The organism is Cupriavidus sp. 05N38 (assembly GCF_056397345.1).
Map to the genome: position 1 here is coordinate 47,052 of NZ_JBFTNF010000015.1, position 14,763 is coordinate 61,814.

Here is a 14,763-nt window from a genome sequence, read left to right on the forward strand (position 1 = left end):
TCCGAAGAAGTTCGGGCCGTTCATCATTGGCGTGCTGACCTGATCTCCGGATGCCATGCCCATCGGCAAGGCGCCCGACCTGGATAGCGGGTCAGATAGACGTACACACGTACTTCACCTCCACGAACTCATCGAGGCCATACTTCGACCCTTCCCGGCCGACACCGGATTCCTTGACTCCTCCGAATGGTGCGACGGCATTCGTAACGGCGGCTTCGTTCACGCCCACGACACCAACCTCCAAGGCCTCGGTGACGCGCCAGGAGCGCCCGAGATCGCGCGTGAAAACGTAGGCTGCCAGCCCATAAGGCGTCGCATTCGCCATGGCAATGACTTCGTCCTCTGTATGGAAGCGGAAAAGCGGGGCCACCGGGCCAAAGGTTTCTTCGTCTGCCAACGCCATGGAGGGGGTCGCATCGACAATAACCGTCGGCTCGTAGAAGGTACCACCGAGCCCATGCGGCTTTCCGCCGAGGACCACACGAGCGCCTTTTCCGACGGCATCGGTCACGTGCCGGTGGACCTTCTCCTTCGCTGCCGGGTTGATCAACGGGCCTTGTGTAACCCCCTCCTCCAGTCCATTACCCACCTTCAAGGCCGTCACCTGTTCGACCAGGCGACGCGAGAACTCGTCATACACGCGATCATGAACAAAGATGCGATTCGCGCAGATGCACGTCTGTCCGGTGTTCCGGTACTTGGATGCCATCACGCCACGAATGGCTACGTCGAGGTCGGCATCATCGAAAACGATAAGCGGCGCATTACCGCCAAGCTCGAGCGAGACGCGCTTGATCGTGTGTCCCGCCTGGCTTGCCAGCAGCTTGCCCACACGGGTGGATCCGGTAAAGCTGATCTTCCGTACACGTGTGCTACCGGTCAGTTCGGATCCGATGACCGCGGCGTCGCCAGTGATGACATTCACCACGCCCGCAGGAAAGCCGGCCTCCTCCGCAAGGCGTGCCAGCGCAAGCGCCGACAAGGGTGTCAGCTCGGACGGCTTGAGGACGATCGTACATCCTGCCGCCAGCGCCGGTGCGCATTTCCGCGTAATCATCGACACCGGAAAGTTCCACGGCGTAATCGCCGCCACCACGCCGATAGCCTGTTTGAGTACGGTGAGACGCGAACTCTGGATCGGCGCGGGAATCACGTCGCCATACACGCGCTTGGCCTCCTCGGCAAACCACTCGACAAACGACGCGCCATACTCGATCTCCATCCGGCTCTCGCCGATTGGCTTACCTTGTTCGGCGGTGATGATCCGGGCAAGGTCTTCCTTGTTTGCCAGGATCAGATCGAACCATCGCCTGAGAAGCCAGCTGCGATAAGCTGCCGTCTGCTTCTTCCATTGGTCGAACGCCCGATCGGCGGCGGCAATCGCCTGCCGCGTCTCCGCCACACCGCACCACGGAACCGTGCCGAGTTCCGCATTGTTGGCGGGATTCGTTACCGCCGCAGTCGCGCCATCCTGCGCACCCACCCATCGTCCATCGACGTAACAGGCGTTCCGCAGCAAATCCCCGTTTGCGATCTCGAGTCCGAAGTCCGCACCTGCATGAATCTCTTGTGTAACAGTAGCCATATCAACTCCCAAATGTATCCACTCATCCCTGTCCTTGCAGAACGCATCGACTGGATGTACTCCGTCTCGTTCATGGATCAGGCGCTAGCTGCTCTGCGCCTGCGTTGCGTTCTCCCGGATGACTTCCCGCATGGTTTCGATCATCTGGGTGAGTTCACTTTCCGTGGAGAAGAACGGCGGGGAGATCGACGCGATGTCACCAGTCCAGCGCGTATAGAACCCGCGATCGAGCAATCGCTCGGTGATCTGATACCCGCGCAACGTCGGTCGACCGTCGATCGGCGTGAACTCGACTGCGCCAGCCAGGCCGATGTTCCGGACGTCGATCACATTCGGCTCGCCCTTCAATGAATGGAGCGCATCCTCGAAGAGCTTTTCGCGCGCCCGGACCTGCGCAGGCACGTCTTCCTCGTCGAAGACATCCAGCGCGGCCAGCGCCGCGGCTACCGGCACAGGATGCGCCGAGTACGTATAGCCATGGAAGATCGTGTTCACGTGTTCGGGCGTCGTCATGAACGTATTGAAGATTTCGTCGGTCATGATCACGCCACCCAGCGGCTGCGTCCCATTGGTCACCGTCTTTGCAAAGGTGATCATGTCGGGCTTCACGTTGAAGCGCTGCGCAGCAAAGTTCTCCCCCATTCGTCCAAAGCCGCAGATCACTTCGTCGAAGATGAGGAGGATTCCGTGCCTGGTGCAGATCCGGCGCAATTCCTCGAGATAGCCCACAGGCGGGACGAGTACGCCGGTCGATCCTGCCATCGGCTCCACGATGACGGCGGCGATGGTCGATGCGTCGTGCAATGCGACCAAGCGCTCCAGTTCCCGGGCGAGATGCGCGCCCCAGGCCGGCTGCCCTCTGGAGAACGCCATGTCGTTCAAGCTGTGGGTATGGGGAAGATGATCGACACCCGGCATCATCATCGTCGCGAACATCTTGCGGTTCGGAACCATCCCGCCCACGGAGATGCCCCCCATCCCGACACCGTGATAGCCGCGCTCGCGGCCGATGAAGCGGAAGCGCGCCGCGTCGCCGTTAATGCGGTGATAACCCATGGCGATCTTCAGCGCAGTGTCCACGGCGTCCGATCCGCCCGTCGTGAAGAAGACGTGATTCATCCCTGCCGGCGCCAGTCTGGCAATGCGATCGGCGAGCCGGAACGCGGATGGGTGGGACATGTTGAACGCGGCAACGTAATCCAATTGCCGCATCTGCTGGCTCACTGCCTCGGCGATCCTGGGATGGCAGTGCCCCATGCCCGTACACCACAGGCCCGAGAACCCATCGAATATGCGCTCGCCYTGCGGCCCGTAAATATAGCTACCTTCGGCTTTGACAATGAGGCGGGGACGACGCTTGAATTGCTTGTTCGGCGTGAACCCCATGAAGTACGACTCCAGATTCAATGCGTTCTGCTGGTTGGTGTCAGACTCAGCCACGAGTACTCCTTTTATGCTGGTTTCTCAGTAATTCCGAGCGGTCTTGAGCCTTTACAATACGCGCACCCGACGCTACCCTGTGAGACCAACTCGATCAGATTGATAGGGCCAATATGGCCGATTCTCTGCTTTCCGATCTACTGAACAGCACGTTGCGCCGAGACGACGACGTGCCACTGCAGCGGCAGATTTCTAACCTCATTCGCGACGCCATCCTGGACGGCACTTTGAGAGCATCCGCACGGATGCCCGCGTCGCGCGCGCTTGCGTCTGCGCTAGGGGTGGCGCGTGTAACCGTCGTCAATGCATATGGAAATTTGCTGGACGATGGCTATCTCTGCGCCGGCTCAACCAACGGCACCTTTGTCTCGGACAAGTTGCCGCTCTGCGAGCGACCCTTCGTAAAGAATTCCGACGCCCGTCCGCTTTCACGCAGGGGGATGCAGATCGTGCAAGCGCCCACCGGGATACAGGAATTCAAAGGTGCCTTCGTTCAGGGGGTGTGCGACGTCAACTACTTTCCGGTTCGGACATGGCGAGCGATTCAGAATCGCTATCTCGGTGAGCAGCATGCTGACCTGATGGGATACTCGAGCCCGGGAGGCGACCTGCCCCTGCGCCGTGCCCTGGCGGAGTACCTGCGCGTGTCGCGGGCCGTTCGTGCTTCGCCTGAGCAGATCATCGTGACGATGGGTGTCAACCAGTCCATCGATCTGTGTTCGCGGATATTGGCGGATGAAGGACAGCTCGCCTATGTCGAGAATCCGTGCCATTGGGCGGCACCCATCGTATTGAAGGCCAACGGGCTTGAGGTCAAGGCTGTCGATGTCGATCGGGAAGGCATGCTGGTCGACCAGTGCGAAGGACACCCGAGATTGATCGTCACAACACCATCACATCAGTTTCCGATGGGCGTCACCCTGTCTGACGCGCGACGCCGAACTTTGCTGGCGCGGGCCGAGGAGTGGGACGCGTTCATTCTCGAGGATGACTACGACAGCGAGTTCAGATACGACCAGAGCCCGTTGCCCTCGCTGCAAGGTGTCGATACCAGCGATCGTGTCATTCTGATGGGCACGTTCAGCAAGGTGATGTACCCGGGGATGCGCCTGAGCTACATCGTTGTCCCAACGGATCTCGTCGACGGCTTTGCAGCCGCATCCCTGCGCCTGTATCGGCCAGGCTACCTTTCGCTGCAAGCTGCCCTGGCGGATTTCATCGTCGACGGACACTTTGCAAAGCATATTCGACGCATGCGTGAGATCTACGGCGCGCGTCAGGACGAACTGCTGCGATGCCTCGACCAGCATTTCGGCGCGGAGATGGAAACCTCGCGCAATGCCGCAGGCCTGCACCTGACCGTCAGGATCAACGGCCTGGCCGATTTCGAGGCTGCCGTCTCCCGCTCGCGTGCGGAGGGAATCTATCTTCGGCGCCTGAATACCTACAATCAGAATGCCACGCCGTTTCGCGATGGTTTCGTGCTGGGCTATGGCGCCATCGAAGTCGAGGCGATCCGCGCATCTGCCGACGCCTTCGCTCGCGTAGTCAATGAACTGCGCAGATGATTGTTCCGCACTGGCGGCCGACATGGCCACGGCACGGATGATGGACGGCACAGTCAAGCAACGTGCCATCTCGCGCCGCGGCAGCGAGCCCTCCTTATCTCATCCTCAGAGATCAAGCACCATGTGATCGGACTTGCAGCGCGAGACACACACCATCATCACGCTGTTCGATGCCTTCTGCGATTTGCTGAGAATGCTGTCCCGGTGATCGGCCTCCCCAGCGAGGATGCGCGTCTCACAGGAACCACACACACCCTCTTCGCAGCTATACAGGACGTCCACGTCTGCCTCCAGCAGACAGCTGAGCAACGGTTTTTCCTTGGGGACATGCAGGGTGCGGCCGCTCTTGGCGAGTTCGACCACGCACTGCCCGCTGGGGACAGCCTGCCCGGAATCGACCGTGGCGGCCCTGAAGCGCTCGACGTGAACATTGGGGAAGCCCAACGCCTCGCATGCTGCCTCGAACGCGTCGAGCATCCCCGAAGGGCCGCAACAGTAGAAGTGATCGTTGGGCGTGAAGGCCCGCAGATAGTCTTCAAGACTTGCCGTCGCACCAGACTCCTCCGAGAAGTGAAGCTGCATTGCAAGCCTGTCGCCGACCATTTTCTCCAGGTCACGCAGAAACGGCGCCTCGCGGCGGTTACGCGCACAGTACAGAAGATGCGCCGCCCGATCGAGACTATCGAGACGACGCATCATGGAGAGGAGCGGAGTTATCCCGATGCCGCCAGATACGAATACGGATCTCGGCGCATCTTCGACCAGCGCGAAGTTATTGCGCGGCTTCGAGATGGGAAGCACATCGCCGGCCCGCAACTCGCTGTGCACCCAGCTCGATCCGCCACGGCTGGATCGGTCACGCAACACACCGATCCGATAGCGACCGACATCCTCCTGCGAATTGTGCAGGGAGTAGCTACGAACGAGGCCATTTGGCAGGTGCAGATCGATGTGAGCGCCGGCGGCGAACGCGGGGAAACTGATGTCGGGCAGCGCAGGATGCAGTTCAATGCTGATGACGCCATCCGCAACAGCGACCACGCTATGCACGAGCGCATGCAGGGCATCCGCGGCAGCGTGCGTGGAAGGATGGGCGACCTTCTGCGCCACATGTGCGGTCGCCGGGGAAGCGGGTGTTTGCGTCATCATGGGTAGTCTCCACAAATTCGATGAGATGCTTGGCAGGCGACGCTGGGTCGATCAGGTTCGCAGGATTCGTCAAGTGAACCGACGCCGCAGGTGGCCGAGAGTGACACCCCGATTTTCGTCCAGCGAGCGAGGAATGCGGAGCACGATTTGATTCCATACCGGAATCTGGCCTTGCGCACCCCGTTGTGGCTTCCACCCCCGTTTGAATTCCGTTACATTCGGCCTGGGCACCACGCGAGCAGCATACGGAGGCAAGATGAGAATCGAGGATCTACGTGTATTTTCGGTACTGGCTGAGGCTCGCAGCCTGCATCGCGCTGCGCAGAAACTGGGCCTGACGCAATCGACCGTCACAAAGATCTTGCAGCGACTGGAGGCCGAATTCGAAGTCCGGCTCGTCGATCGAGGTGGAAGAGGTGTTGAACTGACGTACGCAGGACGCGTCCTGTTAGAGCGCATTGCGGATGTGAGAGAGTCCGTCGCGCAGACCTACGCCGAAATGTCCGCTGTCAAGTCTGCGTCTGCGGGGCGGATCCGTCTCGGCGTCGTGCCTGCACTCCTGGAATCCGCACTTCTGCCGATGGTGGCACGCTATACAAAGCGCGAAAAGGAAATATCCTTTGCGCTCTCCGTGCAGGTGTCGACACTGCTTTTCGAAGAGTTGAAAGATGGCCAGCTGGATCTTGCGCTTTGCTTCATGCCGGAGGCCATACCCGACGAACTCCAGTCCGATGACTTTGGCCGTCAGCGGTACGTTATCGCTGCCAGGCGTGGCCACCCCTTGGCATCTGCATCGGTGGAGCCGGCACTGCTCAAGTCCGCGCAGTGGTTACTGCCACTCCCTGGTCACGGCATGCGCCAACTCGTCAGCAAATTCTTTCAGGAGCACGGGCTCGGCGCGCCACAGGTCGTCATCGAGACCGACGCATCAACCGCACTCCTCCCGTCATTGCTACGCGACAGCGATCTGATCACGATCCTGACGGATCAAATGCTCCAGACCCATGCTGGAAGAGATCTCGTTGCGCTCCCCTACGAGACAGCGTTCGAGACCCGCATGCAGCTTTTCTACCGCAGGAAAGCCTATATGTCGCCAGCGGTACAGAAGTTCCGCACCGCCCTGCATTCGGCCATGAAGCCAGCATGAGGATGTCGGGCTCGGCGCCGGGGCGGGGCCCGCGTCCTTCGTTCGTGCCGCAGCCCTGGCATTTTGAGCTTGGCTCATACGCGACCGGAGCAAGGGTCGCGGCATTCTGCCGCAACTCTACTCAAGCACGAAGATCGCCAAAGCTGACTTGAATAACGCCTATTCTCCCGGCGCGAACGCAGCGAGTCCGCCTCGATACTCCGCCATGGAGAATACGTCAGGCAAGACGGCGGCCAACTCGTCCGGATCCATTTCGATCCCGTTCGCCTCAAGCAGCGGCGCAGCTTCGTCCACCATCGTACGCCAGTCGTCACGGCCACGAAATTGTTCCAGCATGTCCGCATAGGGCTCATGTCCGAGCGCACGGACAAGCAGGTCGGTGAAACTCACTACCTTGAATCCGTGCACCTTGCCATCGGAGGCCAGGCTGCGGTGGCAGGCATGGTATAGCGAGACAACGGCATCCATGTCGCCGCGCTTGTAATGGTCGACCGTCCTAGTGCGCTCCTGTTGCTTCAGTCCTGGGCAACGGTCAGAGCCGGAATTGCCGCACATATAACCCTGCTCTTCCACTTCATCGACGATCGTGAGTCCGGGGATGGCCTGCAAGAGCTCTTTGACGTCCTGGCTAACCTGCAGCAGGCCTCGATGGGTATGCAGGAGCACGCGCATATTGACGGGCGTGGTAAAGAGCGCGCGCAACTGGTCCTTCCTCTCGATCAGGTACTTTGTGATGTGATCGATATCGAACTTGACCTCGCGGTACCCTTCAATGGTTTGCGTGAAATGAATCTGGCAGGACGGGCACCAGTTCAGGACGCGTTCCGGCTTGAAATCACCGAATTTCTGGAGCGTCTGCTCGCTCACCCTGCCGCCTTTTGGCAAATCCCCTTCCCACTTGCTGTGGACGATCCCGCAGCATGACGCGGGGCCGCCCATTACTTCGTAATTGACGCTAAGGGCGTCAAGCACGCACATTGCATTGAATAGCACATGCGGCGTTCGAATCGCATTACAACCCGTATAGAACACGACGTCGACGGGCCGGGGCTTCTTTGGCCTCAGCAGGCGGGCGGCGTCAGCCGGCACCATCTGCATGGAAACCATGATGCGAATCGCGCGGGAGAGCTTGTGAAAGAGGTGTGGCGTAGGACTTGTGCGTCGCGCAATCTCGGCATTGGCGAGGGCTAGCATGCGGCGTGGGTTGATGCCTTCCGGGCACGCCGGAATACAATCCCCGCACCCATTGCATTGCTTTGCCCACGCGTACGAGGCTTTCGAGATCGTAGCGTCCGGCTCGCCGACAAAATCAAACACGCCTTTCACTACGGCCTTCGGGTCTTCCCCCGCGGCATCGGCAAACGGCACGACCGGGCAGACTTCCACGCACTTCCCGCATCGAGTGCAAGCATCTTGCAGATCCTGCCACGACCGGGCCACGTAGCTGCTCAAAATCTGGGGACTGTGGGTGTTGTTTTCCATGGGGATCCTTGAGGCACCGCTCTCCCGCCCAATGTCGGGCGCTTGAGAACCATTGTGGCGATCCGCCCGCGAAAAGTTGGCTTCAGTTGATTCCTTTCTGGAATAGCGTGCCGCAATTTCGCCCCAATTCCTCAAGATTTGCGGCTCTTCTCCAGGCAGCGTAATGTTCCCGGAATCTCAAGGCGACTTCGCACGCCTGCATCTCGATGGGCGAACCTCGAGCGCGCGGCCGCGGCCCGTCAGACGAGTGAGGAGCCGGGCCGCGCCGCCGCCAGGAACCAATCCGAACGCGGCTTCCATCTGGCTGAACGGCGCGGATTCCTGCGCGGCAAAGTGCATGTCGCGCGTCGGCACCGACTCGCTGCCCGCCCGGGCGCTCAGCGTTGCGCCATCAGCATGTAGTCCACCGTCAGGTTGGACAGCGCGCGCACGCCGCTGACCAGGGCCGGCTCATCCACATAGAACTCGGGCGAGTGGTTGGCGGCCGCCTTGCTCACATCCTGGCCCTTGGGCGTCACGCCGAGGTAGAAGAACAGCCCCGGCACCTTCTCCTGGTAGAACGAGAAGTCCTCCGATTCGCTCCGTTTGGGCGCGATCATCCAGTTACCTTCGCCGGCCACCCGCTGCAGCGTGGGCGCCATCTTCTCAGTGAGGGCCGGCTGGTTGATGGTGGCGTTGTACAGCTCCACCACGCGGAAGCTGGCCTCGGCGCCAGCGCTGGTTGCCATGGCCTCGGTGGTGCGCTTCATGCGGGCATGGATGTCTTTCTTCATGCCTTCGTCATAGGTGCGGATGGTGCCCATCATCTCGACCCTCTCCGGCACAATATTCATGCGGTTGCCGCCGTGGATGGTGCCCACGGTAATCACCGACGGTTCCAGCATGGCATCGACCTGCCGGCTCTGGATGGTCTGCAGGCCCATCACGATCTGCGAAGCCACTACGATCGGGTCGATCCCGCCCCACGGACGCCCACCGTGGGTCTGGCGGCCCTTGACGTCGATCCAGAACTGGTCGGCCGCCGCCATCGACGGGCCGCTGCGCCAGCCGAGCTTGCCGGATTCCATGCCGCTGGTAACGTGCAGGCCGAAGATGGCATCGACTTTCGGGTTGTCCAGCACGCCTTCGGACACCATCTGCTTGGCGCCCCACATATTGCTGCCGTTGGGCTCGAAATCCGCCGGGCTTTCCTCGGCTGGCTGGAAGATGAACTTGACCGTGCCCGGCAACTGGTCCTTCATGCCGGCCAGCACCTCGGCCGTCGCCATCAGTATCGCCACGTGGGTGTCATGCCCGCATGCGTGCATGACGTCCACTTCCTTGCCGAGGTACCGGCCCTTTGCCTTGGAAGCGAAGGGCACGTCGACGCGTTCCTTCACCGGCAGCGCATCCATGTCGGCGCGCAGCGCCACCACCGGACCAGGCTTGCCGCCCTTGAGCACGCCAACCACGCCGGTCCTGGCCACGCCCGTCTCCACTTCCATGCCCAGCTTGCGCAGGTGGTCGGCGACAAGCTCCGCGGTGCGGGTCTCGTAGTTGCCGAGTTCCGGATGCTGGTGGATGTCGCGGCGCCAGGCGATGAGCTGGGCTTCGACGGCCTTGGCGCGCGCCTCGATCTGTGCGTGCAGGGTGTCGGCACTGGCGGGGGCCGGCGCGGTCTGCGCCAGCGCGGCGTTGCAGAGCAGGCCGGCGGCGAGTGCGACGCTGGCGAGGGCAATGCGGGTGGTGGAACGGGATGCGTTATGACGGACAGCCATGCGGGATCTCCTTCGTTGTTGTTGGTTTGATGCAAGCCGTGTTGCGGGATGCAGGTACAGCCTGCCGCAAGGGAAGCTGGCGGTTTTCTCCCCTCCTTGCTGTGGATTCATGCGACTGCCTTCAACTCGTTGTCCGAGCTTTTCTGTCGTGTGTCGTCCCTTGCGCTTCGCGTCTTTGCGAGCTCATGCCAATGAAATGATGTTCGTCATATCATGAGGCGAACGATCAACGGCAGCGGTGGGCTTTTCCGCCCTTCACTCCCGGCTGTCGCAAGCATCAATGTAACCAGCGTCTACATGGTAGTCAGGCATATCCGCATGGTCAAGAAGGAACCGATCTCCATGTCCTCGGTGCTATCCCTAGGGACATGGCGCCAGTGCCGGCGTAGGCTCGCCGTCGATTCGTCTTCCGCGACACCCATGCCGACTTCGGCCCGACCCTGGCGTGGTCCGAATAGGCATTCCCTGCGGCTTCGACCTGCCCGCCGCGTTCCGCCGCGGCGACGCAGGCGCGGATCGCCTACTCCGCCTCCACGCTTTCGAATACACTGTGCGCTCGGACAAAAACGGGCACATTCGTCTGTCGCTCATCTTGCCTAGGCGCTCCCGGCTTGCGCGGTGTTTTGCGGGAGCCCGATCGCGCGGGACGCGTGTTGATGGCAGCCGTGCCGTACCTATCTCCTGCGCTTTGGAGAAAGACGCATGAAAAGCTGGATCGCAAAGGCCGCCGGCGCGCTTGCTTGTGCAATAGCGTTCCTGGCAGGACAGGCGTGCGCCGCGGACACGGCGACGCTGACCATTTCCGCTGGCACGCAACAGCGCAACTGGACGCGCGACGGGTTGCTGAATGACCGTCGCCTGACCGATGTGACGGTGGACGACGACAATCTGAAACGCCGCCTGACGTTCAAGGCCATTCCCCTGGCGGTCCTGCTGCGCGGCATGCCGGTGACGCCCGACGCGAGTGCGACGACTGCAGCCGGCGATGGCTATATTTCGCACCTGCCGATGCGCCTGCTGCTGGCTGACAGCGCCGACGAGCCGCGCGCCTGGCTGGCGGTGGAGAACCCGGCCGCGCCGTGGCCAACGCTCAAGGGCCAGGACATCGGGCCCTTTCGCCTGATCTGGACAGTTCCGTCGGGCCACGCCGCTTCCGTGGTCAACGAGAGTCTCTGGACATACAACATCGTGCGCATCGACATCACGGCTTCGCCTGCCGAGCGCTTCGCGGCCATCCGGCCCGCCGCCGGCCTGCCTGCCGACGGCCCTGTCATGCGCGGCTTTGCGACGTTCCAGCGCGTTTGCTTCTCGTGCCACTCCCTCAACCGGGTCGGCGATGCACAGCTTGGCCCCGATCTGAACGTGCCATACAGCCCGGTCGAGTACCTGGGCGACGACAAGCTGACCAAACTGATCCGTGACCCGCAGGCGCTGCGCTGGTGGCCCAACGCGCGCATGTCAGCGATCGACAGGAAAACGCTGTCTGACGCCGACCTGAAGGACTTGCTGGCGTATCTGCATCATATGGCCGGACACAAGGTGGCGGCGTCTGCGGCAGGCTCGTGACTCCGCTGCTACCTTGATTGCCACGCCACGGTTGCTGTCATGGTTGCACTCACAGGAAGGTCTTGACGATGTCCGTCGAGGAGCGTTGTCCCAGCGCGCTGAAGTTTGCCTTCAGCCAGCCATCGGCGCGCTCGCGTCCCAGCGCGCAGAGCTCACTCAGGAAGTGCCAGTCCGCGTTGAACTTGCTCGATACGCCGAGCCTGGCCATCTCGGTCTCGGCATCGATGCTGTGGATGAACATGCGCCGGTAGCGCGCGGGATCCAGCGCGCCTTCGTCGATCAGGCTGGAGACGAACTCGATCGCGCGCATCTCCCGCATCAGCGACGAGTTGAAGCTCAAGGTGTTGACCCGGTCGAGGATTTCCCGTGCCGTAGTCGGTACATTTGGAATGCGGATCGGATTGATGCGGATGATCAGCACATCGCGGGCGTCGGTCTCGTAGATCAAGGGGTAGATGGGCGGATTGCCCATGTAGCCGCCGTCCCAGTAGTACTCCCCCTCGATCTCCACGGCCTGGAACAGGCTGGGCAGGCAGCCCGAGGCCAGCACGGTCTGGATGCTGATTTCGTGATTGCCGAACACCCGTATGCGGCCGCTCAGCACATTGGTGGCGCACAGGAAGAGCCTGGGGCTACGGCAATTGCGCAGTATCTCGAAATCGATCATCCGGGCCAGCATGTCGCGCAGCGGGTTCAGGTTGGACGGGTTGAGCTGGTAGGGCGAAAAGAAGCGGGTGACATAGTCGAACATCAGCCACCCCGGCGAAAGGTTCAACTGGTCGAAGCCCATCATCCGGTCGAGCCAAGAGGGCTGTAGCGGGCTCATTCGGGCGCAGTCGGCGACGCCGCGCCACAATGCCTCAAGCATCCGGCGCGCCCCCTCCCGTCCACCGCTGACGAGGCCGTAGGCGAGCACGGTAGCGTTGACCGCTCCGGCGCTGGTGCCGCTGATGCCGTCGATCTCGATGCGGTCATCCTCGAGCAGGCGATCGAGCACGCCCCAGCTGAACGCCCCGTGGCTGCCGCCTCCCTGCAGCGCGATATTGATGCGGCGGACCGGGGAGGATGACGTCCCGTGCACGGCGCCCTCCTCGGTTGCCGGCGTCGCTGGCGCTGCCCGCCTGGCGTTGCGCCGGGGGCCGCTTGCTGCGGCTCGCGCTGGTTGGGACATTGGCGTCTCCTCGATCGATGGCTGCCGGGGCTCAATGCGGCGCCGGGAGGCTGAGCCGCCACGTCAGGTTGCGACGGGCGCTGGCTTCGCAGCGGGCGTGGAATATGTCCGTGTAGTAGATGCGTGGACGCGCCAGCAGCGCACCCAGCAGGGTACGCTCGCGCGCATCGTAGGTCCGTTCGTCGAGATCGGGGCGCTCGGCCCGCAGGCGCGCCCCGTCCTGGCGGAAATGCGTACGTCCGCCACCGAGAACCGCCAGGTCGATGTCAACGGTGAAGGCGGCGTCCGGATCGGGCGGCGCAACGGCATGCCGGGTCGCCAGGATCATGTCGGCGATGCGCCCCGCCGCCGCGATGCGCCCCCCGGCCCGCTGCACGAACCACTCGGCGCTGCGTTGCTCGTTGTCCCTGGCTCCGGGAATGAAGATCACGTCGTGGCACCAGAGCGCCAATTCCACGGCATCGGGGTCGGGGACCGCGTCGCGCACCCGGTCGAGGTCGCGCATGCAGCGGCGCACATGGTGCAGGGTGTGATAGTGACGCGCCGGCTCGGCGTAGTGGCGTGCCAGGTCCGCATAGGTGGCCTCGCCGTGGATGCCGCCACAGCGCGACCACAACGCCAGGAAGCGCGCTTGCGTCTGGTTCATCTGGCCTCCCCCGCCACGGAGCCCCGGGGCGGGTCTCATTCGCGTCACGCGCGTCCCCCGGATCAGCATGAGTATGCGCCACGGCCGCGCCGGTGAGGCGGTAAAGGATCGCCTCCAAAGTACTCTGCCGCACTATCGCGGCGCAGCCGGCGCGCGAATTCAAGTTGAGCAACCCCGGCGACGGTGCCAGAATGCCCAAAGTGCAAGCGCAGTTTGCCGACGACGTTTTGACGGCCAGCCGATCGACCGGACGGATTGATGCATATGGACCGAGAACCAGTACCTCAGGCGTCCGACGGCTCGGTATTGTTCGCGGATGTCAGCGGCAGTACAAGGCTATATGAAACGGCCGGCGATACGGTCGCCTTCGGTGCCATCACCCGCTGCATCGCCGTCATGAAATCCTGCTCCGGGGCCGTCCAGGGCCGCGTCGTCAAGACCATCGGCGACGAGATCATGGTGGTGTTTGCATCGGCCGAACAGGCGATGCAGGCAGCACTCGACATGCAGGTGGCGGTTTCTGAACTTCCGCCCATTGCCGGCGTGCCCATGTCGGTCCATATCGGCTTTCATCATGGCCAGGTGTTGTCCGATGAATCGGGCGACGTGTTCGGCGACACCGTGAATCTCGCCGCCCGCCTCTCCAAGCTCGCCTCGCGTGGACAGATCATCACCAGCAGGACCTCCGTGGAGCGCCTGCCGGAGAGGTTGCGCCAGATGACCCGCTACCTGTACCCGATACAGGTGCGCGGCAAGGAACCGCCCGTCGATCTGTTCGAAGCGATATGGCAGCAGAACGCCGACATGACCGTCATGGCCGTGGCGAGTCCGCGCGCCTTGCGCAGCGCGCTGCTCACGCTGAGGTACCGGGAAACGCTGCTCGAAATGAACGCCACCTCCACGCCGGTCAGCATTGGCCGCGACAGCGCCATGAATATTGTCGTGGCGGACCGGCAGGCGTCGAGATTCCAGGCGACGGTCGAGTCGCGCGCGGGCAGGTATGTGCTGACCGATCGAAGTTCGAACGGCACGCATGTCACCATCGATGGCGAAGATGAATTCGTCCTGCGCCGCGACGAAGTCGCGCTCAGGGGACATGGCTGGATCACGTTTGGCCAGTCGATGGAGTCCGCGGGCGAGCGGGTTGAGTTCTTTCTCTACGTTGAAGGCCGCTGAGCGTCAAAGTGAGTGCCGCGACACCCGATGCCAGGCAAGGGTCGCCTGCGCCACCTGAGCCAGCAGCCGGCACCAC

The 14,763-nt window shown here is 62.3% G+C and carries 11 protein-coding genes; 4 read left to right on the forward strand and 7 right to left on the reverse strand.

All coding sequences use genetic code 11. The features are described 5' to 3' along the window. Window positions 1–91: 91 nt before the first annotated feature. Window positions 92–1,585, reverse strand: coding sequence for an NAD-dependent succinate-semialdehyde dehydrogenase (locus AC1DK4_RS13740; protein ID WP_441619553.1), 1,494 nt, complete (start codon window positions 1,583–1,585; stop codon window positions 92–94). Window positions 1,586–1,669: 84 nt separating this feature from the next. Next, window positions 1,670–3,025: an omega-aminotransferase AptA gene (gene aptA, locus AC1DK4_RS13745; RefSeq protein ID WP_441619555.1), complete on the reverse strand. Its 1,356-nt coding sequence runs from the start codon at window positions 3,023–3,025 to the stop codon at window positions 1,670–1,672. A 113-nt stretch (window positions 3,026–3,138) separates the two neighbouring features. On the opposite strand from aptA, the gene pdxR reads away from it, so the two are divergent. After that, the gene (gene pdxR / locus AC1DK4_RS13750; RefSeq protein ID WP_477131588.1) at window positions 3,139–4,593 is read left to right on the forward strand and encodes a MocR-like pyridoxine biosynthesis transcription factor PdxR; all 1,455 of its coding nucleotides are present in this window, start codon (window positions 3,139–3,141) and stop codon (window positions 4,591–4,593) included. Window positions 4,594–4,698: 105 nt separating this feature from the next. Here pdxR and AC1DK4_RS13755 read toward each other — a convergent pair whose 3' ends face one another. Beyond that, window positions 4,699–5,742: a PDR/VanB family oxidoreductase gene (locus tag AC1DK4_RS13755; protein WP_441619559.1), complete on the reverse strand. Its 1,044-nt coding sequence runs from the start codon at window positions 5,740–5,742 to the stop codon at window positions 4,699–4,701. Between the two features lie 256 nt (window positions 5,743–5,998). On the opposite strand from AC1DK4_RS13755, the gene AC1DK4_RS13760 reads away from it, so the two are divergent. After that, entirely contained in the window at window positions 5,999–6,889 is an 891-nt protein-coding gene (locus AC1DK4_RS13760; protein ID WP_441619561.1) for a LysR family transcriptional regulator, read from the forward strand. 159 nt (window positions 6,890–7,048) lie between these two features. Here the strand turns inward: AC1DK4_RS13760 and AC1DK4_RS13765 are convergent, their stop codons facing one another. Both AC1DK4_RS13765 and AC1DK4_RS13770 read right to left on the reverse strand, forming a co-directional pair. Beyond that, a complete protein-coding gene (locus tag AC1DK4_RS13765; RefSeq protein WP_441619563.1) occupies window positions 7,049–8,371 on the reverse strand; it encodes a (Fe-S)-binding protein in 1,323 nt (440 codons plus the stop codon). Between the two features lie 377 nt (window positions 8,372–8,748). Further along, window positions 8,749–10,128 (reverse strand): amidohydrolase, encoded by a 1,380-nt coding sequence (locus AC1DK4_RS13770; protein WP_441619565.1) that lies wholly within the window; start codon window positions 10,126–10,128, stop codon window positions 8,749–8,751. A 702-nt stretch (window positions 10,129–10,830) separates the two neighbouring features. Between AC1DK4_RS13770 and AC1DK4_RS13775 the strand changes: the two genes are divergently transcribed. Continuing rightward, the gene (locus AC1DK4_RS13775) at window positions 10,831–11,694 is read left to right on the forward strand and encodes a cytochrome c (RefSeq protein WP_441643428.1); all 864 of its coding nucleotides are present in this window, start codon (window positions 10,831–10,833) and stop codon (window positions 11,692–11,694) included. Between the two features lie 49 nt (window positions 11,695–11,743). Here the strand turns inward: AC1DK4_RS13775 and AC1DK4_RS13780 are convergent, their stop codons facing one another. Beyond that, window positions 11,744–12,775, reverse strand: a complete 1,032-nt coding sequence (locus AC1DK4_RS13780) for a patatin-like phospholipase family protein (RefSeq protein ID WP_441619569.1) — start codon at window positions 12,773–12,775, stop codon at window positions 11,744–11,746. Window positions 12,776–12,896: 121 nt separating this feature from the next. Continuing rightward, window positions 12,897–13,511, reverse strand: a complete 615-nt coding sequence (locus AC1DK4_RS13785) for an HD domain-containing protein (protein ID WP_441619571.1) — start codon at window positions 13,509–13,511, stop codon at window positions 12,897–12,899. 264 nt (window positions 13,512–13,775) lie between these two features. On the opposite strand from AC1DK4_RS13785, the gene AC1DK4_RS13790 reads away from it, so the two are divergent. Then, window positions 13,776–14,687: an adenylate/guanylate cyclase domain-containing protein gene (locus tag AC1DK4_RS13790; protein WP_441619573.1), complete on the forward strand. Its 912-nt coding sequence runs from the start codon at window positions 13,776–13,778 to the stop codon at window positions 14,685–14,687. Window positions 14,688–14,763 lie beyond the last annotated feature (76 nt).